General features: G+C 69.2%; 23 protein-coding genes and 2 pseudogenes. 9 read left to right on the top strand and 16 right to left on the bottom strand.

All coding sequences use genetic code 11. The annotated features are described in order from the left end of the window. Positions 1-7: 7 nt before the first annotated feature. Together O7608_RS03885 and O7608_RS31945 are read right to left on the bottom strand one after the other, a co-directional pair. The gene (locus tag O7608_RS03885; protein ID WP_289208677.1) at positions 8-436 is read right to left on the bottom strand and encodes an Imm1 family immunity protein; all 429 of its coding nucleotides are present in this window, start codon (positions 434-436) and stop codon (positions 8-10) included. After that, positions 424-1,220: pseudogene (locus O7608_RS31945) on the bottom strand (DddA-like double-stranded DNA deaminase toxin). Before O7608_RS31945 ends, O7608_RS03885 begins: the two are co-directional and overlap by 13 nt. A 177-nt stretch (positions 1,221-1,397) precedes the next feature. Between O7608_RS31945 and O7608_RS03875 the strand changes: the two are divergent. After that, complete coding sequence (locus O7608_RS03875) at positions 1,398-2,018, top strand: DUF6879 family protein (RefSeq protein WP_289208675.1); 621 nt, start codon at positions 1,398-1,400, stop codon at positions 2,016-2,018. Here O7608_RS03875 and O7608_RS03870 read toward each other — a convergent pair. From O7608_RS03870 to O7608_RS03860, 3 genes are all read right to left on the bottom strand, one after another. Continuing rightward, the gene (locus O7608_RS03870) at positions 2,011-2,190 is read right to left on the bottom strand and encodes a type II toxin-antitoxin system VapB family antitoxin (RefSeq protein WP_289208674.1); all 180 of its coding nucleotides are present in this window, start codon (positions 2,188-2,190) and stop codon (positions 2,011-2,013) included. The genes O7608_RS03875 and O7608_RS03870 overlap by 8 nt on opposite strands. A 170-nt stretch (positions 2,191-2,360) precedes the next feature. Next, on the bottom strand, positions 2,361-2,567 hold the full coding sequence (locus tag O7608_RS03865; RefSeq protein ID WP_289208673.1) for a DUF397 domain-containing protein: 207 nt from the start codon (positions 2,565-2,567) through the stop codon (positions 2,361-2,363). Further along, the gene (locus tag O7608_RS03860) at positions 2,564-3,460 is read right to left on the bottom strand and encodes a helix-turn-helix domain-containing protein (RefSeq protein WP_289208672.1); all 897 of its coding nucleotides are present in this window, start codon (positions 3,458-3,460) and stop codon (positions 2,564-2,566) included. The genes O7608_RS03865 and O7608_RS03860 overlap by 4 nt, the downstream gene beginning before the upstream one ends. Positions 3,461-3,597: 137 nt before the next feature. Between O7608_RS03860 and O7608_RS03855 the strand changes: the two genes are divergently transcribed. The 3 genes and pseudogenes from O7608_RS03855 to O7608_RS03845 form a co-directional block, all read left to right on the top strand. Continuing rightward, the gene (locus O7608_RS03855; RefSeq protein ID WP_282232882.1) at positions 3,598-3,927 is read left to right on the top strand and encodes a hypothetical protein; all 330 of its coding nucleotides are present in this window, start codon (positions 3,598-3,600) and stop codon (positions 3,925-3,927) included. A 2-nt stretch (positions 3,928-3,929) separates the two neighbouring features. Beyond that, positions 3,930-4,583 (top strand): DUF433 domain-containing protein, encoded by a 654-nt coding sequence (locus O7608_RS03850; RefSeq protein WP_289208671.1) that lies wholly within the window; start codon positions 3,930-3,932, stop codon positions 4,581-4,583. Between the two features lie 18 nt (positions 4,584-4,601). After that, positions 4,602-5,297 (top strand): annotated as a pseudogene (locus tag O7608_RS03845) (DNA-processing protein DprA); the annotation flags it as partial. Positions 5,298-5,384: 87 nt separating this feature from the next. Here O7608_RS03845 and O7608_RS03840 read toward each other — a convergent pair. The 9 genes from O7608_RS03840 to O7608_RS03800 all read right to left on the bottom strand — a co-directional run bounded on the left by O7608_RS03840 (position 5,385) and on the right by O7608_RS03800 (position 10,571). Then, positions 5,385-5,750, bottom strand: coding sequence for a hypothetical protein (locus tag O7608_RS03840; protein WP_289211155.1), 366 nt, complete (start codon positions 5,748-5,750; stop codon positions 5,385-5,387). 51 nt (positions 5,751-5,801) lie between these two features. Further along, on the bottom strand, positions 5,802-6,203 hold the full coding sequence (locus O7608_RS03835) for a hypothetical protein (RefSeq protein WP_289211154.1): 402 nt from the start codon (positions 6,201-6,203) through the stop codon (positions 5,802-5,804). Between the two features lie 104 nt (positions 6,204-6,307). After that, positions 6,308-6,769: an NUDIX hydrolase gene (locus O7608_RS03830; RefSeq protein WP_289208670.1), complete on the bottom strand. Its 462-nt coding sequence runs from the start codon at positions 6,767-6,769 to the stop codon at positions 6,308-6,310. 25 nt (positions 6,770-6,794) lie between these two features. Further along, positions 6,795-7,595, bottom strand: a complete 801-nt coding sequence (locus O7608_RS03825; protein WP_289208669.1) for a protein phosphatase 2C domain-containing protein — start codon at positions 7,593-7,595, stop codon at positions 6,795-6,797. An 11-nt stretch (positions 7,596-7,606) separates the two neighbouring features. Next, positions 7,607-7,879, bottom strand: coding sequence for a hypothetical protein (locus O7608_RS03820; protein WP_289208668.1), 273 nt, complete (start codon positions 7,877-7,879; stop codon positions 7,607-7,609). After that, entirely contained in the window at positions 7,876-8,442 is a 567-nt protein-coding gene (locus O7608_RS03815; RefSeq protein WP_289210768.1) for a transposase, read from the bottom strand. The genes O7608_RS03820 and O7608_RS03815 overlap by 4 nt, the downstream gene beginning before the upstream one ends. 20 nt (positions 8,443-8,462) lie before the next feature. Then, positions 8,463-8,954 (bottom strand): winged helix-turn-helix domain-containing protein, encoded by a 492-nt coding sequence (locus tag O7608_RS03810; RefSeq protein ID WP_289208595.1) that lies wholly within the window; start codon positions 8,952-8,954, stop codon positions 8,463-8,465. Next, positions 8,951-9,847, bottom strand: a complete 897-nt coding sequence (locus O7608_RS03805) for a hypothetical protein (protein WP_289208667.1) — start codon at positions 9,845-9,847, stop codon at positions 8,951-8,953. Before O7608_RS03805 ends, O7608_RS03810 begins: the two co-directional genes overlap by 4 nt. After that, positions 9,834-10,571, bottom strand: a complete 738-nt coding sequence (locus O7608_RS03800) for a Fe(II)-2OG oxygenase family protein (protein ID WP_281552498.1) — start codon at positions 10,569-10,571, stop codon at positions 9,834-9,836. The genes O7608_RS03805 and O7608_RS03800 overlap by 14 nt, the downstream gene beginning before the upstream one ends. 191 nt (positions 10,572-10,762) lie before the next feature. Here O7608_RS03800 and drmA point away from each other — a divergent pair, with 191 nt between their 5' ends. From drmA to drmC, 3 genes are read left to right on the top strand one after another with little or no spacing between them, the layout of a single operon-like run. Beyond that, complete coding sequence (gene drmA / locus O7608_RS03795) at positions 10,763-14,374, top strand: DISARM system helicase DrmA (RefSeq protein ID WP_289208666.1); 3,612 nt, start codon at positions 10,763-10,765, stop codon at positions 14,372-14,374. Continuing rightward, entirely contained in the window at positions 14,371-16,212 is a 1,842-nt protein-coding gene (drmB, locus tag O7608_RS03790) for an MrfA Zn-binding domain-containing protein (RefSeq protein ID WP_289208665.1), read from the top strand. Before drmA ends, drmB begins: the two co-directional genes overlap by 4 nt. Before the next feature lie 13 nt (positions 16,213-16,225). After that, entirely contained in the window at positions 16,226-17,044 is an 819-nt protein-coding gene (drmC, locus tag O7608_RS03785; RefSeq protein WP_281552501.1) for a DISARM system phospholipase D-like protein DrmC, read from the top strand. 81 nt (positions 17,045-17,125) lie between these two features. Here drmC and O7608_RS03780 read toward each other — a convergent pair whose 3' ends face one another. Continuing rightward, positions 17,126-18,367 (bottom strand): hypothetical protein, encoded by a 1,242-nt coding sequence (locus tag O7608_RS03780; RefSeq protein WP_289208664.1) that lies wholly within the window; start codon positions 18,365-18,367, stop codon positions 17,126-17,128. 216 nt (positions 18,368-18,583) lie between these two features. Here O7608_RS03780 and O7608_RS03775 point away from each other — a divergent pair, with 216 nt between their 5' ends. Both O7608_RS03775 and O7608_RS03770 read left to right on the top strand, forming a co-directional pair. Continuing rightward, a complete protein-coding gene (locus O7608_RS03775; protein ID WP_289208663.1) occupies positions 18,584-19,867 on the top strand; it encodes an alpha/beta hydrolase in 1,284 nt (427 codons plus the stop codon). Positions 19,868-19,883: 16 nt separating this feature from the next. Continuing rightward, a complete protein-coding gene (locus tag O7608_RS03770; protein WP_289208662.1) occupies positions 19,884-20,807 on the top strand; it encodes an NAD-dependent epimerase/dehydratase family protein in 924 nt (307 codons plus the stop codon). A gap of 29 nt (positions 20,808-20,836) precedes the next feature. Here the strand turns inward: O7608_RS03770 and O7608_RS03765 are convergent, their stop codons facing one another. Beyond that, the gene (locus O7608_RS03765; protein WP_289208661.1) at positions 20,837-21,418 is read right to left on the bottom strand and encodes a hypothetical protein; all 582 of its coding nucleotides are present in this window, start codon (positions 21,416-21,418) and stop codon (positions 20,837-20,839) included. Positions 21,419-21,440 lie beyond the last annotated feature (22 nt).

Below are 21,440 nucleotides of genomic sequence, written 5' to 3'. Positions count from 1 at the left end.
TTCGGCTTTAGCTAACGTCGGGCATCAGCGGGATGGTGACTGATGGTCCGCCAGTGGCGATGAAATCGGCCAGCCACTGGCGGACCTCACTCAGCGGAATTTCGGCGCTCGCGGGGACGACATGCTCGTTCCCCATGTAGTCGTAGGTAGCATCGCCGCTGCGGCTGGTGTCTCCTACTGAGTAGAAGCCGCCGTTGTGGTCCGTGTATGAGATGAATCCTCGGTTGTGGCTGATCCCGGCTTCGACTATGGGAAGGCCATCTTGCCCGGAAATGTTCGCCTGAACAACCGAGGGGATTCGGCGGCCTTCCGTGACGGTCAGCACGTGTTCGATCAGCTCGTCAAGGCCGGTCAGGTCGTCGACGATGATCGCCGGGTCTCCGGTGCCGAAGTCGTTCTCCGGGACCTGGTCAAACCAGACTTCTAGCGCCACCATGGGCTGGCACCCCCTGTATAAGTCTTGCGGAAATTCGGAGCGTGCACAGTGATGGAGCTGCCTTCGGGGAGGAGGATCGGCAGCATCCCATCGCAGCCGAGTCGACCTCTGCAGGGTACGTTGTGAGGACCAGATCAAGATGGCGGATGCTGCGGTCTCGCATCTGCATGGCAACCTTCATTTCTACATCTCCGGTGCGCTGCGGCAGTCGGGGGATGCCCTCGTCGCGCAGGTAACTGTCCACTCGGTCTTGGTCCTCATCTTTGCCGCTGATGACCTGGTGAACAACACCTGTGTCCGGATCGATCCACCGCCCGTGTGTTTTCTGTCCGCTTCCTGGCTCGACCGGGTCCGGAAGCTCGCTCCTCAACTGCTCGATCTGGTCAGGATGCAGACGCCCACCCGTCGCAGTGGACGAGGCGGCATCGTCGGGGTCAGGCCTATGCGAAGCCGCTGCTACCGAATCTCCGACGATTCTACGGGTGTAGTCCAGCAGGTCTCGACCTGCGGCTGTAGTGAGTTCGGCAGCCTCTTGCAGGCGTTGGACAGCCGCTGCGGCAGCAGCAACTGCTTGACTGGCGGCCGGACTGCTCGCCCCACGGGTTAGTTCGCTGAGTTGTCCTTGCTGCTGATGGATGGCAGCTCCGGCGGCTGCGACGGTCTTGACGACACGGGCCAGCGCAGACCGGGTCGCGTCTAGCGATCGAGCGACATCTCCTGCCGACGTGATTCCCGGACCTCCGTTCAGAGCGGCCAGATCCTTCTGAATATGAAATATGCACACGTTGAGTGCGATGCCCGAGATCTTCTGATCTAAGCATCTCGATGCTACGGTGTCGTGTGCCTACGCGCGAGGTATGGAAGGCGACAATTGGTCGATCACAAGCAAGCGTGGCTGTGTAGGTACCCGTCGATCTTAACGATCGCATTGTGATCATTTTCGACGAACATCGTGGCAAGGGTGGCATACCTGATGCATGAGATCTTCGGCGGCGACACCGGTGAGCTGCTGACGCTCGACGACTACTGGTCCGACTTCTACGAGCACTTCTGGCGGATCGAGTCGATCGGCTTCTGGAAGCTGGAGCGGCAGCAGTTCTTCAAGGAGCCGGGCAACAAGAGCTGGGAGGCTTTCGTCGACGGCCGCTGGGAGGAGTCGCTTCGGTTGATCGACGAGCAGCGCGACGACTTCGCCGACTACTACGGCCGGATCGCCCGTCAGGGCTTCGTCAACCGGCGGGTGCGGATCGTCGAGAAGCCGATCATCCCGTACCTGCAATGGGAGCTGCACCTGCTCCGACTCCGTCACGACTACGGCGGCCTTACCAGCGTCGTCGGTCCGGAGGAGGTCGCTGCGTACGAGGCGGGAGGTCCGCTGCCGGAGATCTACACGCTCGGCCTCGACGTGATGTACGAGGCGGTCTACGACGACTCGGGTGTGCTCGCCGCCGCCCGTCGCTTCACCGACCCGGAGCTGATCGCCCGGTGTCAGCGCCTCATCGAAGGGCTCTACCACCAGGGCGAGGCGCTGGACACGTTCTTCGATCGCGAGGTGGTCACACTGGATCCGCCCACTACATAGGCATCTCGTGAGGTGCCGCCGCTGGGTGGTGGTCGAGCGCCGCGATACGCCGATGGCGGGCGGCGTACTCGCGTAGCGCGAGGTTGACGGCTTCCTGCTCGCTCCTGGATCCAGACAGGCGCATCGCCTCTGCCAACGCCTCGTCGTCAAGGTCAACCTGCGTGACAGTCATCGGCAACCTTCGAAAGCAGATCGAGCTGGCATCGACGCTGTGAGCGGGAGAGCCAACCTCGGCCGATGATCGGATGCGCTCCATCTGCGCGACACGCCGAGCGCGGAGCAGATGGAGCGCATCCGATCATGAAATCCGGTGCAGCCGCCGAACCAGGCAGGGTCCTGCGGTCAGGGCTGGGTGGGGGTGTGCTTGAGGCCGGTGACGAAGGTGGCCCAGGTGGTGGCGTCGAAGGCGAGCGTCGGGCCGGTGCGGTCCTTGGTGTCGCGTACGTCCACCTGGCCGCCAGCGAAGCGGACCTCGACGCAGGCGGCGTTGTTGGAGCTGCGCGACGACTTGAACCAGTCCCGGTCTGGGGTGCCGACCTGCGGGGTCATCCCATCTCCTTGGCTATCTGGCGGATCAGCGCGAGTGAGTCCTGCGAGCTTAACGCGCGTTCCTCAGCCTCAGCGAAGGTCATCGTGTAGTCGGCTACGCGAGCGGACTGGTCGATGATGTCGCTGGAGGTCAGGACTTCCTGCCAGACCAGGTCAGGCAGCCGGGGCGATGGGAACGAGAGGATTTGGAACGGCCCGCCGAGCGCGGGGTGTGCTCCTGCGGTGAACGGCACGACCCTGATTCGGATCTGATCCGGATGCGAGGACACCAGCTCGACCAGGTGGTTGAGCTGGTCGTGCATGACCGCTGGGCCGCCGATCTGCTGACGGAGGACTGCCTCGCTGATGACGGTGCTCACGTTCAAGGGGTTGGGGCCGGTCAACCGAGCCTGCCGTGCCATACGCGCCTTCACTCGCCTGGTCATCTCGGTTAGCCGGACGTAGGTGTTGCCGCCACGGATCACGGCACGGGCGTAGTCCTCGGTCTGGAGCAGCCCGTGGAGTAGCTCGTTGTCGTAGCTGCGGACGTGATCCGCGCCGGCCTCGTAGCCGAGGAAGCGGAGGAAGTCGGCGGGGAAGAGTTGAGAGTACTGGTGCCACCAGGCGCGACGGGTCGCTCCCACCCGCAGCTCTTCCAGCTCGGCTGCGTCCTCCGGGTCGATCTCGTAGATCTCGATGAGTTGAGCCAGTCGACCGGCTGGCAGTTTGACCCTGCCGGCTTCTACGCCCGAGATGTACGCCTGGGCGATGCCGGTCGCCTTGCCAGCAACAACCGCTGTCATGCCCAGCTCTTCGCGGCGCTGGCGCAGCCTGATGCCGAGTTCCCACGCCTGCACGGTGGGCGAGACGTCTGCGCCGTCGGTTGCCTCTTGGCCCGTCGGTGACTGGATCATGTTCCTCACTCCTTACAGGACCGGATAGCAGGGTGAGCCTACTTCAGGAGGTCGCCGCAAACTAGGGGGTTGATATAACGAGCGACTTCCCTGATGCTAGTCACGGTCGCAGTCCCGCCGCAAACGAGGAGGTTTCCGTGTACCGATTCGGAAAGTTGATCTACCAGCAGGAGGAAGGCGAGCGGTACGGCTTCTCGCTGTGCCGCATCGACAACGCCGGCACGCGCGACCAGACGTACGACCTGCTCGGAGTCATCCGGGTCGCCGTCGACCCACGTCAGCCGGAGAAGCTGGGGGAGAACCTGCGTGGCTGGGCGGTCGCGACCCTCGCGGCCGGCGGCCACGGGTTCGGCTGCTACCACGCCGCCTTCAGCACCCTCGACGAGGACGACCAGCCCGAGAGCGACCTTGGCAACCTCGACATCAACTGGTCCGGCTCCGAAGTCCTCGTGCCCGCCGCCGAGTAGCCGTGTTCACCGAAGCGGCAGCGGCCCGGCTGCTCCGCGTACCGCCGTCGACCCTGCGCCGCTGGCTGGCCGTCACCGACGGCCGCCAGCGGCGGTCCGACCCGGCCGACGGCCGAGCCGGCCCGCCAGGTCGGCGGATGCTCGACTGGGCCGAGTTCGTCGAAGCGGCCTACCTGCGGGAACACCGACAGCTGCATCGTGTGTCGATGACCGGCCTGCCGATCTTCCTGGCGTCGCTCCGGGACCAATTCGGCGTGCCGCACCCGATCGCCGACCGGCGAGTCTTCACCGATGGACGCGCCGTCGTCAGGAAAGTCCAGGCCGCCGCCGGCCTGCATCCACGATGGTGGCTCGTCGTGACGATCGGCGACCGCCTGACGCTGACCCCGCAGGCAGCGGCCTTCCACCGGCGAGTCGACTGGGCCGGCAACACCGCGGCCAGCTACCGACCCGACCCGAACCCGGACTCGCCGATCCGTGTCCGGCCTGACGTCCGCTTCGGCCGGCCCGCCATCGGCGGGGTGAGCACCGAGACCATCGCCGAACACCAGGCGGCAGGCACCGACCCCGAGACGATCGCCGAGATGTACGCCCTGACGCCGGCTGACGTTGCCTGGGCGCTGGCCTACGAGTCCGGCACCCGGCCCAGCCGTTGACCTGACGTGGGAGGTTCGATGCCCGACCGAACGCTGTGTCAGCCCGAGACACTGTTTCCGGCCACGACCAGCTCCGGTGCTGAGCTGGTCGCCGCCACTGCCGACGAGATCGCCGGATGGCAGGCGGACGGGATCGGCGTACACGCCTTCTTTGACGACTGCTATCCCGCCCAGTTGCGCGGCATCGAAGAGGCACCTCCGCTGCTGTTCACCCGTGGCCAGCTGCGGGCCGACGACCGGGCCATAGCCGTCATCGGCAGCCGTAAGGCGTCAGCACGTGGACTGAGCATTGCGCGATCAGTGGCCGAGTCGCTGGCCAACCGGGGAGTGACGGTCGCCAGCGGGCTGGCCCACGGCATCGACACCGCTGCCCACACCGCAGCGCTCGACGCCGGTGGCCGCACTGTCGCCGTCATCGGCACCGGCATCCGCAACTACTATCCGCCCGCCAATCGGCGGCTGCAGGACCACATCGCCGACGTCGGCCTGGTGGTCAGCCAGTTCAGGCCCGACGCCGGTCCCACCAAGCGGAGCTTCCCGATGCGCAACGCGGTGATGAGCGGGTACGCGGCGGCGACCCTCGTCGTCGAAGCCAGCGAGACCAGCGGCGCCCGCATCCAGGCTCGCCTTGCCCTCGGGCACGGCCGGCCGGTGATCTTGACCAGCCACGCCATGCAAAGCAAATGGGCGCAAGCCTTCGCCACCAGGCCGGGCGTCCACGTCGTACGCGGCACAGCAGAGCTGATCGAAGCCGTCGACGGCATCCTCAACCGACTGCCCGCCGAAACCGGCGGGAGGGCGCTACGACTCCGCGAGCGCAAGCCACGTGGTAACGATGGCAATGACCAAGAACCAGCCGCCGACCCATCCGGTGACCAGCCCTCGCTTGAACATTCGACTGCCGCGTTCGGACCAGACGAAGACGAGGCCGACGTTCAACAGGAGTACGTGTACGGCAGCGTAGGTGCACAACACCCCGTAGAAGACGCCGAACCGGTCCCCGGCATCCAGGTTCGCGTTGGGATCGGACGGGCCGAGCTTCGTGACCGGGATCGCCAGGGCGGCGACGGCCAGTGCGTGACCCAGCGTGGCAACGCCAAAGCCACCAGCCAACGGCCACCAGCCCTTGCTGCTACCCGGCTCGGTCGCGCTCCCCTGATCCAACACCCACACTCCGCTTCGACGCTGCGTCAACCTGCCGACGGAGATCCTATGGGGTCAGCCCCAGCGAAAGCGTTCGCTGATCGAGCGCGTGACGCTGGTGATGGTATGCAGCATGGCGAACTCGCCGCCACCGGTCAGGCAGTCGGGGGAGACGTCGGGCAGGTCGAGGTCGCTGGTCGACGGGTTGGCGTAGCCGCCACCGCCGACGACCCGGCTGCCGATCGCGATCGGCTCCCGATCGGGCACGTAGACCCCGGCGACCTGCCCACCGTCCCGCCACACCTTCGTGTCGGGCGGCCAGACGGCGACGTTGCGCATCCCGTCCGGCCCGGTCGTCGCGTCCGGTTCGAGGACGAAGCAGTCCGCGTCGGCGAGGTGGCGCAGGTACCCGTCGATCTGCGCGTCGTCGCCGCGCCGGACGTCGTGGACGAGCAGCGCCGGGTCCGACTCGGCCATGGAGACCGGCGGACCCGACGTACAGCCGAAACAGACTGCGGCCGACAGCGCGGCGAGGAACACCTGAGCAAGCCGGCTACCCCGGAGGCAGCTTTCCCGCCCGGTCATGTCGTCGCGGGTTGCGTCGAACCGGAGACGAGGTCACGCCAGCGGGTGATCGTCGCTTTGTACGGTGCCGGCATGTGCAGGTCGGGCACCTCGTCGTAGCTGAACACACCGAGTTCCTTGTGCTCGTCGGTGTAGGTCAACTTCTCGGCGCCGGTGTAGACCGCACCGAAGCTGACGATGAAGACGTGTCGGAGCGGGGTGATCTCGTACACCCACGAGTCGATGATCTGTACGCCGGTGATGGTCAGGCCCAGCTCCTCGGCTACCTCTCGGCAGACGCCCTGCTCCGGGGATTCGCCGACCTCCAGCTTGCCGCCGGGTAGCTCCCACTCGTCGCGCTCGTTCTTCAGCAGCGGCACCCGACCGTGGTGGTCGACGACCAGCTTCACCGAGATCGGCAACTGGTACTCGAAGTAGCCCGGGTTGCGTTCGACGAGGTACGGCGGCCGGTCGGACATGGCAGGTGCTCCCATCTGTACTGCCTCAGCCCGCGCAGATCAGGACGGCGGCGACGTCGTCGGCGCGTTTGAAACGGTCACCGCCGACGGCCGGGTCGCTCTCCGTCTGCCGGATCAACTTCTCCAGGTACGCCACCCCACGCTCCCGGGCCTCGGCGACGACCTCGGACCACCCGGCGAAGAGCTGGTAATCGGTGACCAGCCGGGCGAACCCGTCCGTGCAGAGCAGGATGTGGCCGGTCCCTGCCCAGTCCGCGGTGATCCGGTGCGGGACGAGGCGGCGTTGCGGGTGGCCGGAGAAGACCGACTCGACGTCACCGGAGGTCATGGTGTGCCGGCGTCGCTGCTGCATGGCGGCGACGACCATCGCCGGGTCGGTCTCGCGGGCCCGCACCGCCGCCGCCTCTCGCCCGTCGAAGTAGCTGGTGGCGAGGACGCGGGTGGTGTCACCGTCGATGACAGCGGTGGCGTCGCCGATGCGGGTCAGCTCGAAACCGTCGCCCTGGTCGACGCAGAGACCGATCGAGCAGGCCGGCGGCATCCGGTCCGACGGGAAGCCGTACGCGTCCTGCCGCCACTGCACCTCGACGGCGATCCGCTCCAACAAGTCGGCGCCGCTGCCCTGATAGCCGTCCGTCCCAGCTTCTGTGAGGAGCGCCCCGACCAGGTCGACCAGCCACACCACGTCGCGTTCTGCGGGCAGGGCAGCGTCGTCGTACAGATCGGTGGCACCGTCGATCACCCAGGCCAGCGAACCTGCGTGGCCCACCCGGTCCTCGTTCGACCTGGCCCCGCCGGCTGTGGTGACCGAATCCCGAACCTTCATCTTGATCCTCTTCACGGCATCCACGAATCCGGAACGAACATCCCGGTCGCGATCAGGCCAGATGCGAGCGTGGCGACCACTCCAACACGCCACACGCTGCTGTTGTTGATGAGCGAGAAGGTGCCGAAGACCAGGCCAATCGCGCCGGCCGCGACCAACATCAGGCGAATCCCGTCGGCACCCTTGCTCTGGCTCGCGACATTACCAGCAGTGGCTACAAACGCAACCACCGCTGCCAACAACCCGAGTACAGCGGTTGAATAGCTGGGGTCTGTAGTTGTCATGGTGGTTCCGGTTCGAGTGTGAGTCCGGTCTGGGCGAGGAAGCCGGGTATCAGCTCTGGCCGGTACTGGATGCGTTTGAGCCGGTTGCGGATGACCGCGGCGAGGTGGTCCACGCCGTCGACGGCGAGGTTGCCCAGGCCGGCTTTCACTGTCGACCACAGACTCTCGACGGGGTTGAGGTCCGGGGCGTACGCGGGTAGCTGGACCACGGTCAGCCACCGGTGACGGGCGGCGGTCAGGCGACGCATCGTGGTGCTGGTGTGGGTGTTGACCCCGTCCCAGATCAGGATGATCGGGGCGTGGAGTTGGTGGTGCGCGGCGGTGATCAGGGCGGCGTAGTCGTCCTCGGAGAGGCTGCGGCGTTCACCGGTGCGGTTGCGGTGCACACGGAGCCGGTAGAAGACGTGGCCGCGCCGGCCGGGTTTGAGGCAGACCAGGCCGGCGATGGAGACCCGGCCTGAGCCCTTGGCGTTGACCCGCACGACGGGTGTGTGTCCTCTGCGGGCCCAGGTGGTGGCCCGGGGTGGTCGCAGGGTCTGTCCGGCCTCGTCCTCGAAGACGATCCACGCCCCGGTCGCCGCCGCTAGCCTCGTACCTTGGCCCAGGTCGTGGCCCGCCAGGCGGCGATGGCGTCGGCGTCGCGTTGGACTGCCCGGTGCTTCGGGACCTGCGGGGTGTAGCCGATGCGGTGCAGCAGGTAGGACACCCCGCGCAGGGTGTAGGAGGTGTGGAACAGCCGGCCGATGAGCGTGGCGACCCGGGCGAGGGTCCAGCGTTGGTCCTCGCTCCAGCCGTGTTCGGCTGGTCCGAGGTCGAGCTCGGCGCGTAGTCGCAGGAGCTGGTCGGGTGCGAGCCGGCAGGTGGTTCCGCCGGGTCCGGTCGAGGCGAGGGCGGTCATCCCGCCGGTCTGCCAGCGGCGCCGCCACTGGTAGGCCGATTTCGTCGATACCCGCAGCCGGGCTGCGACCTCGGTCGCGGGGACACCGGCGGCGAACATCCGCGCCGCCTGCATCCGTATCTCTTCCCGCTTGGCCCGCCCGCCGGCGGACAGACCACCACTATCGGCGTACCTCATACCTCCGGCATAGACCGGCCGTCATCGATGGTCACGCCGACACGCCGCCTGTGATCAACCAGACCCGAACCGCCCAACAGACCCCGGCTATTCAACCGCTGTAGCTGTAGTTGCTGTGTCTTGAACTCGGTCAGCTCTTTACGTAGCCGGTCCTGTGCCCGGAACCACCTTGATCGTTCCTCCAGAAGATCGACTCGGACCCGTGTGGCCTGGTACTGGGTGAGTCTTCGCAGGTAATCCCTTGAGCTGCGGGGTTCGAGCTCGATAGCTTGAGCGACGGATACCCTGGCCGCCTCGAACTCTCCGCGCAATGCCAGGACCCGCCCCTTTGTCTCGAAGTAGTGTGCCAGCTTGCCCTGCGAGAGGGCGATCGCTCGATCGACGTGCCGTTCAACCTGGTCAAGATCTTGCGCGGGGGCACCCTTGTCCAGGCGTTCGAGGTACTCGACCCAGAATGCCGCGAGTTGATGCACCACCGCGGGCACATCTGGCATCAGGTCGACGGCCTGCCTGGAGAACTCTACTGAGCTGCGCAAAGAGGCAAGGTCGCCACGCATTCTGGCCGAGATCGCCCGGAATGTGTGGAAGTACGGCTCGGTACCGAACTGGTCCTCGTACCGTCGGACCATGGCGGCGTACTCGCCGTGTCGCTCTTCCCGTCGTAGTCGCAGCAGCAGCGCGTAGAACGCGGCGAACCGAACACGGCGGGGCAGCTCTGGGGTATCGACGATGGCGTGCAGATCGGCCTCTGGGTCATCGACCTTCTCTAGGATGTCCCGGACCACATGCGGGAAGCGGGCGTCCCGGGCTGGGGGAGTCTTAGACAGCGCCTGTGCCAGCAATGACCTGCGCCGTCGATCCTCGGCGCTGCGCCTGGGCTCAGGAATCCGCACGCCGGAACCCCCTGTTGAGCCAGGCGTACGGGTGGCCCTCCTTGACTTTCGCCAGGAATCGGATAACGCAGCGCCTACCGGTGAACGCTGAACGTCCATGTAGCGTGCGGTGGTTGTGCAACAGGTAACCGTCGCCGCGGCCGAGTGCCAATGGCGCTGACGCGTCCTTGATCAACTGTCGAAGCCTGGCAGTTATCTCCGCAGGTCGATCACGATGCCATGGCCAGGCGATCTCGTCGTCGCGGTAGCGGATCCGCTGGAAGCCATCGCGTGATCCGAATATCGCCTGTACTCCCTCCTGGCCGGACATCGACAGTGACAACCCGGCAACCGCCTCGGCACCAAACTGACCTCGAAGCTCCGCTGCTACGTATGCTCCGTCGACTACCACGCCACCTCCGCCGACGTCAGCAGGGATGACGGTCAGGGAAGCCAGCAAGCTGGGTGGTTCGACGTGCAGGCTTCGGTCGGTATGTGGCAGGAGGGCGGTTCGGGAGAATCCGGCAGCGTTCAACACATCGGAAGGTGTTTTGGAAGGATCGATCACTGTTACTCCCGGTTGAGCTTGGTGAGGGTGATCAACCGGCAGAGTCCAAGTCTTGAGCAGCCTGCTTACCTCGACGGCTCTGGCCTGTCTGATCAGCACGTACCCATCCCGAGCTAGGTAACCACCGACTTCGTCATGCGCAATTTCCAACGCGCCGTTGGACGCCAGCAACCGCATAGGCAGGCCCTTGATTGACTCCTGACAGCCACCGTATGTGTCCAATGTGATCAACACAAGGTCTTGAGTACTCGACGCAAACGGTCTCGCCGACGAGGTGTACGTCTGGGTAGTGATCGTTCTTGCCAGACCGACGGGTACAGCCGATCGCATGAGGACGGTGTCGGGGGGGAGCCGTTACGGTGGCGGGCATGGGTGAGGCAGGCGTACTCGGCAGACCAGACGCGGGCGTGATCCGCGACGAACTGCAGGCGCTGGTCCTGGCCGACCTGCTCGGGCCGCTCGACGGGCCGGACGAGGAGTTCGGCACCCAGGAGAGCCCGCTCGACCGCTACCTGCTCGGCCGGCTCGCCCCCAACGGCCAGGCCGTCGAGCCCGACACCCAGGACGAGCTCTCCGACGCCAGCGCACCGGACATCATGGAGGGCCAGCCGGAGCCGAGCGCGCCCAACGTGCCCAGCCTCGCCCCGTCTGCGCTCGGCTTCACCGCCACCGTGGACGGTGCCGCCACCGCGCTGCAGGTCACCGGCGGCTGGGGTCGCTACGACCGGGCCACCTCGCAGCGCGAGGAACACGCCGGCCGGGTCTGGCAGCGCCAGAGCCACGGCGGCACCATCATCGTCGTACTCGCCGAAGGCCCGCTGCCGCCGCAGGCCCCCGACCCGGACCAACCCGACATCGTGGTACGCGGCCGGGCCCGCCGCCGCGACGGCCGCTGGCTGATCTCCCTGTTCCTGGAGAACCGGCAGCGGCCCGGCGCGCGGCGCGACGCCAGCTCCTGGATCTTCCAGGTGGAGCTGTCCGCCACCGGCGACGGCGACCAGCCGGTCTTCTGGCCCCGACCCGAGCAGATCACCGGCGGCGACGCCTCCGACCAGGCCGAACGCCGCCGGCTCGCGATGGCCTACCGCTTCCACCCCGAGTACGCCGTCGGCCACGGCACCGCCGTGCGGGCCGACCCGGCGGCCGGCGGCGACCCCGCGCTGCGCGCCCACCGGATCCGCACCTGCCCGGTGCCCGTACACGAACTGCCGTTCACCGACGTGCCGACCGCCGACACCGACCCCGATCTGCCGGAGCTGGCCGCCGTCGAGCTCGACATGAAACGCCTCGCCGAGCTGGCCGCCACCCCGCCGGCCGCCCCGGCCAGAGGCACGGCACGCAATCCGGCCGGTGATCCGCTGCTGGCGGCGCTGACCCCGCTCGTCGACGGCTACCGGGCCTGGATCGCCGGCAACGAAGCCGCCGCCGACCAGCCGCACCGCCGGCTCACCGAACACCGTCAGCAGGTCACCGAGGCGCTGCGCGACGCCCGCCGGGCCGCCGACCGGATCGCCGCCGGCATCGGCCTGCTCGCCACCGACCCGGCCGCCCGCCGCGCCTTCGGCTTCGCCAACCGGGCGATGTACCTGCAGCGGGTGCACACCAGGGTCGCCGACGCCCGTCGCGAACACCCCGGCGTCGGGCTCGCGGCGGCGACCGCCGCCGCCGACCAGCCCGTCAACCACCGCTGGCGGCCGTTCCAGCTCGCCTTCCTGCTGATCAATCTGCCGGCGCTGGCCGACCCCCGGCACGCCGAACGCACCGAGGACCAGCAGCGGGCCGTCGCCGACCTGCTGTGGTTCCCCACCGGTGGCGGCAAGACCGAGGCGTACCTCGGGTTGACCGCCTTCACCATCGCGATCCGCCGGCTGCAACCCGCCTACGGCGGACTGGTCGCCGCCGACGGCCTCGCCGTGCTGATGCGCTACACGCTGCGGCTGCTCACCATCCAACAGTTCGAGCGGGCCGCCACCCTGATCTGCGCCGCCGAGACGCTGCGCCTGGCCGACGAAACCACCTGGGGCGACACGCCGATCCGGATCGGACTGTGGGTCGGCGGCAAGGTCACCCCCAACCACACCGACCAGGCCCGGCAGTGGCAGCAGCAGCAGCGTGGCCGGCGCGGCGCCGCCACCCGGGGCCACGGCTCACCGCACCAGCTGACCAGCTGCCCGTGGTGCGGCAGCCGGATCGAACCCGGCCGGGACATCGTGATCGACCCGACGTACCGCCGGACCCTGGTCCGCTGCCCCGACGTCGAATGCCCGTTCAGCGACCTCGCCGGGTTCGGCCGGCCCGACGACCAGCGCGGGCTGCCGGTGCTCGTCGTCGACGAGGAGATCTACCGGCACCCGCCGGCCCTGCTGATCGCCACCGTCGACAAGTTCGCCCAACTGGCCTGGAAAGGCGCGACAGCAGCGTTGTTCGGGCAGGTCAGCCGGCGCTGTGAACGGCACGGCTACGTCACCGAAGACCTGGAACACGCCGACTGGGAAGCGACGTACCACCGGGCCGCCGGCACCGCCGGGCCGGCCAGCATCGTCGACTGCCCCCGGCTGCGACCCCCCGACCTGATCATCCAGGACGAGCTGCACCTGATCTCCGGTCCGCTCGGCTCCCTCGTCGGCCTCTACGAGACCGCCGTCGACCGGCTCGCCACCTGGCAGCCGGTGACCGGTCACTCGACCCGGCCCAAGGTGATCGCCTCCACCGCGACCGTCCGCCGCGCCCACCAGCAGATCGGCGCACTGTTCCACCGCTCGACCAGCGTCTTCCCACCGCCCGGCCTGGACGCCGCCGACAGCTTCTTCGCCCGCCAGCGCGACCCCGACCAGCGTCCCGGCCGGCGCTACATCGGCATCTGCGCCCACGGCACCCGGATCAAGTCGGCCCTGATCCGGGTGTACGTGTCGGTCCTCGGTGCCGCCCAGAAGCTGCACGAACGCTACGGCCGCAACGACGTCACCGACCCGTACATGACCCTGGTCGGCTACTTCAACAGCCTGCGCGACCTCGGCGGCATGCGACGCCTCGTCGAAGACGACGTCTCCACCCGACTCGCCCGCGCCGACGAACGCGGCCTGGCCCGCCGCTACGACCCGCTGCTGGAGGAACTGACCTCCCGGATGCCCTCCGACGCGATCCGGCCACTGCTGGACCGGCTCGCCGTCCGGTTCACCGGCGGGCGCGGCAAAGCCGGCCCGAGACCGATCGACGTGCTCCTCGCCACCAGCATGATCTCCGTCGGGGTCGACGTCTCCCGGCTCGGCGTGATGGTCGTCGCCAACCAGCCCAAGTCGGCCGCCGAGTACATCCAGGCCACCAGCCGGGTCGGTCGCGCCGCCCCCGGCATCGTCTTCACCGTCTACAACTGGGCCCGCCCCCGCGACCTGTCACACTACGAACGCTTCGACCACTTCCACGCCACCGTCTACCGGCAGGTCGAAGCGCTGTCGGTCACCCCGTTCGCCGAACGGGCCATCGACCGCGGATTGACCGGGGTGCTGGTCGCCCTGATCCGCAACCTGGAACACACCTACAACGGCAACCTGAGCGCCCAGCACTTCGACCGCTACGGCCCCCTCGCCGACCACGTGGTGCGTTTCCTCGCCCGACGCAGCGACGTCGCCGCCGACAACGCCGTACGGCTACGCGTCGAGGACGAGCTGGAAGCGCGGCTCGACGCGTGGGCGCGGGAACGGGCCATGCCCGCCCGGCGGCTCGCGTACGACAAACCACGCCGCAGCGACGACACCGCCGGGCTGCTGCACCGCCCCGAGGAGGGCCGCTGGCGGCAGACCACCTGCCCCACCTCGCTGCGCGACGTCGAACCCGGCGTACAGCTGCAGCTGCAGCTCGCCGGGGCAGCCATGGCGGAACCACCGCCACCGTTCGTGCCCCGCGTCGATCCGGCGACCGGCACCGGGGCCGCTGCCGGTGGGGCCGCTGGCGGAGCCGACGGGCCGGAGGCGCTGGCGTGAGCGAACCACAGCTACGGCAACTGCGGGTCGGCGCGCTGCGCCCCAACCAGCTGCTGCACACCTACGGCATCGGCTCCGTCGCCGACCTGCCCAGCCTGTCGGTGATGCCGCTCGGCCTCGACCACTGGGAGCTGGCCCGCGCCACCGTCATCACCGAAGACCGGCTGCTCGCCGCCATGCGCGCCAAACTCGGTCACCAGGTGCAGGCGCTGCGGCTGCCGCCGCACCTGCCGGAAACCTCCGACCCGTACGCCGAATGGGCCCGCATCGGGGTGCCGGTCGCGTTGTTTCCCGCCTGGTTGCGTTGCTCCGACACCCGGTGCAACCAACTCGCCCCAGTCGAGTCGGGTCTGTTCGAGCTGGTCTCGGCGCCGACGCCGGACAAGGTCCGCTACGTGCACACCTGCCGGGGCAACGGCGGCGGCCGACCCACCGCCGTACCGGCCCGGTTCGTGCTGGCCTGCGGCAACGGCCACCTCGACGACTTTCCCTGGTCGTACTTCGCGCACCGGGGCAGCGACCCCGGGGCCGGGCACCCGCTGCAACTGTCCGAACGCGGCAGCACCGGCGAGACCACCAACATCTTCGTCACCTGCGGCCAGTGCGCGGCGGCGCGGCCCATCTCGGACGCGATCGGGGCGCTCGCCGACCGCAACCTGCCCGCCTGCCGGGGCCGCCATCCGCACCTGGGCAGCTACGAACCGTGCGACGCGCCGCCGCGCACCCTGGCGCTCGGCGCCACCAACAGCTGGTTCGCCATGCAGGCGGCGGTGTTCAGCGTGCCGAAGGCCGAACACCCGGTGGACCACCTGGTCGCCGAATTCTGGCCGACGCTGAGCGTGCTCGCCCCGCTGCCAGCGCAGACCGGAACGATGATCCTGCCCACCCAGACCTGCTGGCCCGAGCTGCAACCGCACGGAGTGGACAAGGTGTGGGCGGCGATCCAGCGGCGGCACGAAGCCGGCGACACCCCCGGCGGCGGTGACTGGGACAATCTCGACCTGCACCTGCCCGAGTGGCGCGCGTTCACCGCCAGCGTCGGCGCGGCACTGCCGGACTTCACCACCCGGCCGGAGCCGGTCCCGGCCGGGCACCGGGACTGGCTGAGCCAGGTGGTGCTGGTGCCCCGGCTGCGTCGGGTCGCCGCACTGTACGGCTTCACCCGCATCGACGCCCCCGAACGGGACGTGCTCGACACCCCCGACCAGTGCCGCGCACCGCTGTCCGCCGAGCCGCCCACCTGGGTGCCGTGCGCCGAAACCCGCGGTGAAGGCATCTTCCTGCGGTTCGCCGAGGAACGCATCGTCGCCTGGGAGCACGACCCCGCGGTCAAAGCCCGCGAACACCTGCTGATCCGGGCCCACGACAAATGGCGGGCGCAGCGCCAACTACCCCCTGGAGGCTGGCCCGGCCTGCGCTACCTGCTGCTGCACACCTTCGGGCACACCCTGATCCGGGAGCTGGCGCTGGAATGCGGCTACAGCGCCTCCGGCATCGGCGAGCGGGTGTACGCGCGTGCCGGCGACTCGCCGATGGCCGGGGTGCTGCTCTACACCGCCGCCCCGGACAGTGAAGGCACCCTCGGTGGCCTGGTATCCCTCGGCCGGGCCGACCGGCTCGGCCCACTCATCGACCGCGCGTTGCACGGTGCCCGGCTGTGCAGCTCCGACCCGCTCTGTGCCGAACACGACCCGACGGTGCACGGCCGGCTCGCCGGAGCCGCCTGTCATGCCTGCCTGTACGCCGCCGAAACGTCCTGCGAAGGCGGCAACCACTACCTGGACCGGTCGTTGCTGGTCGACACCCTCGCCGACAACGAGTGCGGCTTCTTCAGGTGACCGGCTGCCAGCGGTGAACCCGTCCGAGGCCACCGCCGGACTTCCTTCCGAGGTGCTGGCCGAAACCGTCGCCGAGTTGGCCGCCGAGCTGCCGGCCGGGCACGTCGCCGCCTGGGCCGGCGTACTGGCCTCGGTCCAGCGGTCGGAGGCCACGGTGGAGGCCGCGCTGATCGACGCCCGCCCCGGGTACGCGGTCGCCGCCCACGCCCGGCGGCTGGTCGCCGTCTGGCGAAGTCACGCCCCCGACCTGCCCGGTGCGGCCGTCGCGCTCGCTCTGCGCAGCGCCGCCCACCTGCAGCGACGGGCCGAAGTACGGCGTACCGAGCTGGTGGTCAGCGGGCCGAGCAGCCCGGCCGTCGCGGTCCGGCTGACCCGGTCGGTGGTGGTCGAGTTGATCCGGCAGGCCCGCCGATCACTGCTGATGGTCAGCTTCGCCGCGTACGGCGTCGCCGAGGTCGTCGCCGAGGTGTCCGCCGCCGCCGACCGCGGCGTCCGGGTCGACCTGGTGTTGGAGAGCGGCACCGCCGACGGTGGACCGCTGCGCGGGGTGACCGGAGCGGACGTCTTCGCCGGCCTCGGCGACCGGGTCACCTGCTGGCACTGGCCGGCGGCGCGGCGACAGCCCGGCCGGTCGCTTCCGGCCCTGCACGCCAAGGTGATCGCCGCCGACACCGACGCCGCCCTGGTCAGCAGCGCCAACCTGACCGACCGGGCGCTGTCGGACAACCTGGAAGTCGGGGTGGTGGTGCGGGACCCGGACGCGGTACGGCGACTCGTCGACCACTTCGCCGCGCTGATGGAACCGCGCACCGGAGTCCTGCGGCGACTCTGACCGGTAGGTCGCGGCCTCACAAGGCACCCCGGCCCGGGGTGTCCGCCAGCGGACACCCCGGGCCGGAAGGCGGGGCAGGGATCAGCTGGCGGTGGCTGGCCGGTCGTCGGCGAGCTCGCGGCGGGTCTCGGAGCGGGTCGGCGCGGCGGCAGCCCGGCGGGCCGGGTCGGTGCAGAGCTCAGCGATCTGGGCCTCGGTCATCGGGCCGCCCCGGGACCGGGTGACGCCCAGGTGGTCGGGGACCTCGACGGTCGCCTCGAAGTCCCAGATGTACCACTCCTTGCGGCCCCAGGCCTTGTTCTTCAGCTTGATCTCGATCGTGCCCTGGGCGGTCTGCAGCTTGGGGCTGCGGTCCAGCGCGGCCCAGCCCGACGGGCCGGCGTTGAGCGACGTGGTCCGGGAGACCGTCGACTCCCAGTTCCACTGCCGGCCGATGCTCTGGCTGATGCTCGTCGACACGTTGCTCAGCGCGCTGGAGCCGAAGGTGGTCGCGGGCACCTCGGCGGTCATGCTGATCGACCCACCGGTGGTGTCGGACCATTCGACCGACAGGCTGTTGTCGTACGGGGTGCAGTTGAAGTGCGAGGCGACCTCGTGGAAGCCGGCGGTGGTCTCGGTCACCGGTGTCCCCGCAACGAACTGGCAGGACACGGCCCGGCTGTCGCAGTGCTCGAAAAGCTCCGCGCGGGACGGTCCGTCCCAGAACCTGACCGAGCTGTACTGGTTGTCGGCGGGCACCTGCGCGAGCTGGTCGTGCGAGTACCACATGTGGGGGGTGCCGGACTGGTTGGTGTTGACGTAATAGTTGCTGGCGCAGTCGGTGATGTTCTTGTATGAACTGATCACGTTACTCCAGGCGGCGCCGGCGTCAGCGAGGTTGTTGAAGTTGTAGTACTTGCCGCCGCTGCAGGTGCCGGATCGCGAGACCATGCTCAGTGAGCCGCCGGTGTAGTTGGCGTTCTGGTACGCGATCCCGAGGACCACCTGGGCGGCCGCGGACGTACCCGAAGCCATGGCGCGGGTGGCGGCGGTGCCGGCGGCGGCGATCCGCTCGGTGGTCGCCGCGTCGAGTCGGCTGCCGTCACGCGGGGCGTCGGTGACCGCCCCGGCGGTCGCCACCTTCATGGCGGTCCGGAAGTCGCGGTAGCAGGCCAGCTCTTCGGCGGACTCGTAGAGCAGACAGTCGGCCATCTCCGCGGTGGGCACGGTGGAGGAGGCGGCGGCGGGTGTGCTGACGGCGAGCATCGGCGCGAGCATCAGTACGGACAGGACGGCTGCGGTGCGGGTGCGACGGCTGACCCGTCGGCGTTGCAGGATTGTCATGGCCACCGATTGTGGAGACCGGATCCGGCGTCGACCTGACGGTTGTCGAAGGATTATCTGAGGAAATTGTGGGCCGGGAATGATTGCGTCAAATGTGTCGCGGGCCACTGTATTTCTGACGGAAATCCTACAGTCGAACTGTCGGAGATTCCATACCTCGGAACTGCAAGATCATCTGGTGGGGGCGTGGTGCGGCCCGGACGGTACGCTCACCCGATGGCCGGCGACACCTACCGCTTCGGTGAGTACGAACTGGACATGGCCCGCTACGAGCTGCGCCGGTCCGGCCAACCGGTCCATGTCGAGCCCCGTGCCCTCGACCTGCTGCAGTATCTGATCGAGCACCGGGACCGGGTGGTGCCCAAGACCGAGCTGCTCGACCAGGTGTGGGGCGACCGGTTCGTCAGCGAGGCGGCGCTCACCACCGGGCTGCGGACCGCCCGCCTGGCCATCGGCGACACCGGCCGCCACCAGCAGCTGATCCGCACGGTGCACCGACGCGGGTACCAGTTCGTGGCGCCGGTGACGGTGCTCCCCGTCAGCGGTACGGCGGGCGGCGCGGGCGGCATCCGCCACCGCGCCGAGCCCGCGACCCGCCATCTCACCGAGCCCGGCTCCCGTGCGGGAGCCGGCGCGGCCGCTGCGTCGATCGGTGTCCCGGAGAGCCAGGTCGTCCGGTTCTGCCGGGCCGACGACGGCACCCGTATCGCGTACGCGACCGTCGGCTCCGGGCCGCCACTGCTCAAGGCCGCCAACTGGATGTCCCACCTTGATCTGGAGTGGACCACCCCGGTCTGGTCGCACTGGCTCAGCGGCCTGGCTCGCAACCGCCAGCTGGTCCGCTACGACGAGCGGGGTTGCGGCCTGTCCGACTGGGAAGTGCCGAGTTTCTCGTTCGACGACTGGGTCGACGACCTGGAAACCGTGGTCGACGCGGTGGGCCTCGACCGGTTCCCGCTGCTCGGCGTCTCGCAGGGCGGTGCGGTGGCGGTCGCGTACGCCGTCCGTCGTCCGGAGCGGGTCAGCCGGCTGATTCTCGCCGGGGCGTACGCCCGGGGTCGCCTGGTCCGGGCCCGCGACCAGGCCGAACGCGACGAGGCCGCGCTGGATCTGAACCTGGCCCGGGTCGGCTGGTCCCATCAGGATCCGAGTTTCCTCGGGGTGTTCGCCGCCCAGTTCCTGCCGGACGGTACGCCGGAGGAGCTCGAGGAGTTCATCGGCTTCCAACGGCGGACGACGTCGCCGGCCAACGGGGTCCGCTTCCTGGAGGAGTTCGCCCGCATCGACGTGTCGGCGATCGCCCACCGGGTGCAGTGCCCGACCTTGATCCTGCACTGCCGCGACGACCTGCGGGTGCCGATATCGCAGGCCAGCGAGCTGGCCACGCTCATCCCGGACAGCCAGCTGGTCCTGCTGGACAGCCGTAACCATCTGCTCAGCGCGACCGAGCCGGCGTGGCCGGAGTTCCTGGCCCAGATCGACGCGTTCCTGACCGACTGACCAGGGGGAAGCCGGCATGAGGATCCTTGTCGTGGGTGGGTCCGGCCTGATCGGCACCCACGTTGTCGACCTGCTGCGCGAGCGCGGCCACGTGGTGACCACGGTGGCGCGGACCGCCCGTGCCGGGGTCGACCACGTGCTCGATGTCGGGCCCGCCCTGGTCGACGACCTGCGGCCGCTGCTCACCGGCCAGGACGGCATCGTGTACGGCATCCGCGTCGACGAGCAGCGGGTCCTCCCCGCACCGATCCACCCGGTGCTCCGCGCCGAGCTCGTCGATCCCGTGGAGCGGATGTTCACCGCCGCGCGGCACGCCGGTCTGACCCGTGGCGTCCTGCTCGGCTCCTACTACACCTACCACGACCGGCTCCGTCCCCAGTGGCGGCTCGGCGACCGGCACGCGTACATCCGGTGCCGGCTGGAGCAGGCCCGGCAGGCGCGGACGGCGGCCGGACCCGACCTGCCGGTCACGGTGCTGGAACTGCCCTTCGTCTTCGGCCGGGCCGGCGACCGGCTGCCGAACTGGGCCGGCCCGCTGGACCGGTGGGCGCGGTCCGCAGCACCGCTGCTGGCCCCGGTCGGCGGGACCGCCGCGGCCTCGGCCGGCAGCGTCGCCGTCGCGGCGGTCGACGCGCTCGAGGGCGCGGACGGTGCGGACGTTCCGGTCGCGGACGCCAACCTCACCTGGGCCGAGATGGTCGGGCGGATCGCCGGGGCGGTGGGCCGGCCTCGGCCGGTACGTCGGCTGCCTGCCGGCGCGCTGCGCGGCGGCCTGTGGCTCGGTGGCGCTCTGCAGGCGCTGACCCGCAAGGAGTCCGGGCTCGACCCCGCCCACCTGGCCGATCTGCTCCTCGCCGAGCTGTTCATCGAGCCGCTGACCGGCCGGTCGCTCGACCCGGCGATCCGCGAGACCTTCGCAGCGTCACCTGCCGGCGGGTGAATGGTCTCGTCCCAGCGGACGTGCAGCGGTCACTCGGCCGGCTGCAGAGGTTCGCAGGCGTCCAGCGCCGCGGCGACGGTCGGATCCGAGGAGTCCAGGTCGTCGGCCCACTGGACGTCGTGCTCGGCCAGACAGTTGCGATAGGCGACGGTGGCGCTACCTTCCGCGTCGTTTCCGGTGTTGCCGCCGGGTCCGCCCCGACCGCCGGGTCCGCCGGCCGGCAGCTCGGACTGGCACGCCTCCTGAGCTGCGGCCCAGGTCTCGTCGTCCACCCCGTCGGGGCGCAGCATGTCGGCGAAGCCACCACCGGGTCGGCTGCCCGCCCGGTCCGACGGGACGCTGGTCGGTCGGCCCGACGGGAAACCTGACGGTCGATCCGACGGGAAGCCTTCCGGCCGACCGGACCGTTGTGCGTCCGGAGCGCCGGTCGGCAGATCGCCGATGTCGACCCCGTTGTTCCGCAGGCATTCGACGTACCCGCTCATCCCGCCGCCGGCCGTCGCCTCCTGGTCGCTGGTCTGCGGATCGGAGTCGGCACACGCGGTGAGCAGTAGCAGCAGGCAGATACCGCCAGCGGCACCCCACGCGGACTGCCTGAGCGCAACGAGCACAGCCGTACCCTCCCCATCCGTT

The sequence above is a fragment of the Solwaraspora sp. WMMA2056 genome (genome assembly GCF_030345095.1).
GTDB lineage: Bacteria > Actinomycetota > Actinomycetes > Mycobacteriales > Micromonosporaceae > Micromonospora_E.
The sequence above is the reverse complement of the archived record's forward strand: the minus strand, read 5'-3'. Positions and strand labels throughout refer to the sequence as shown.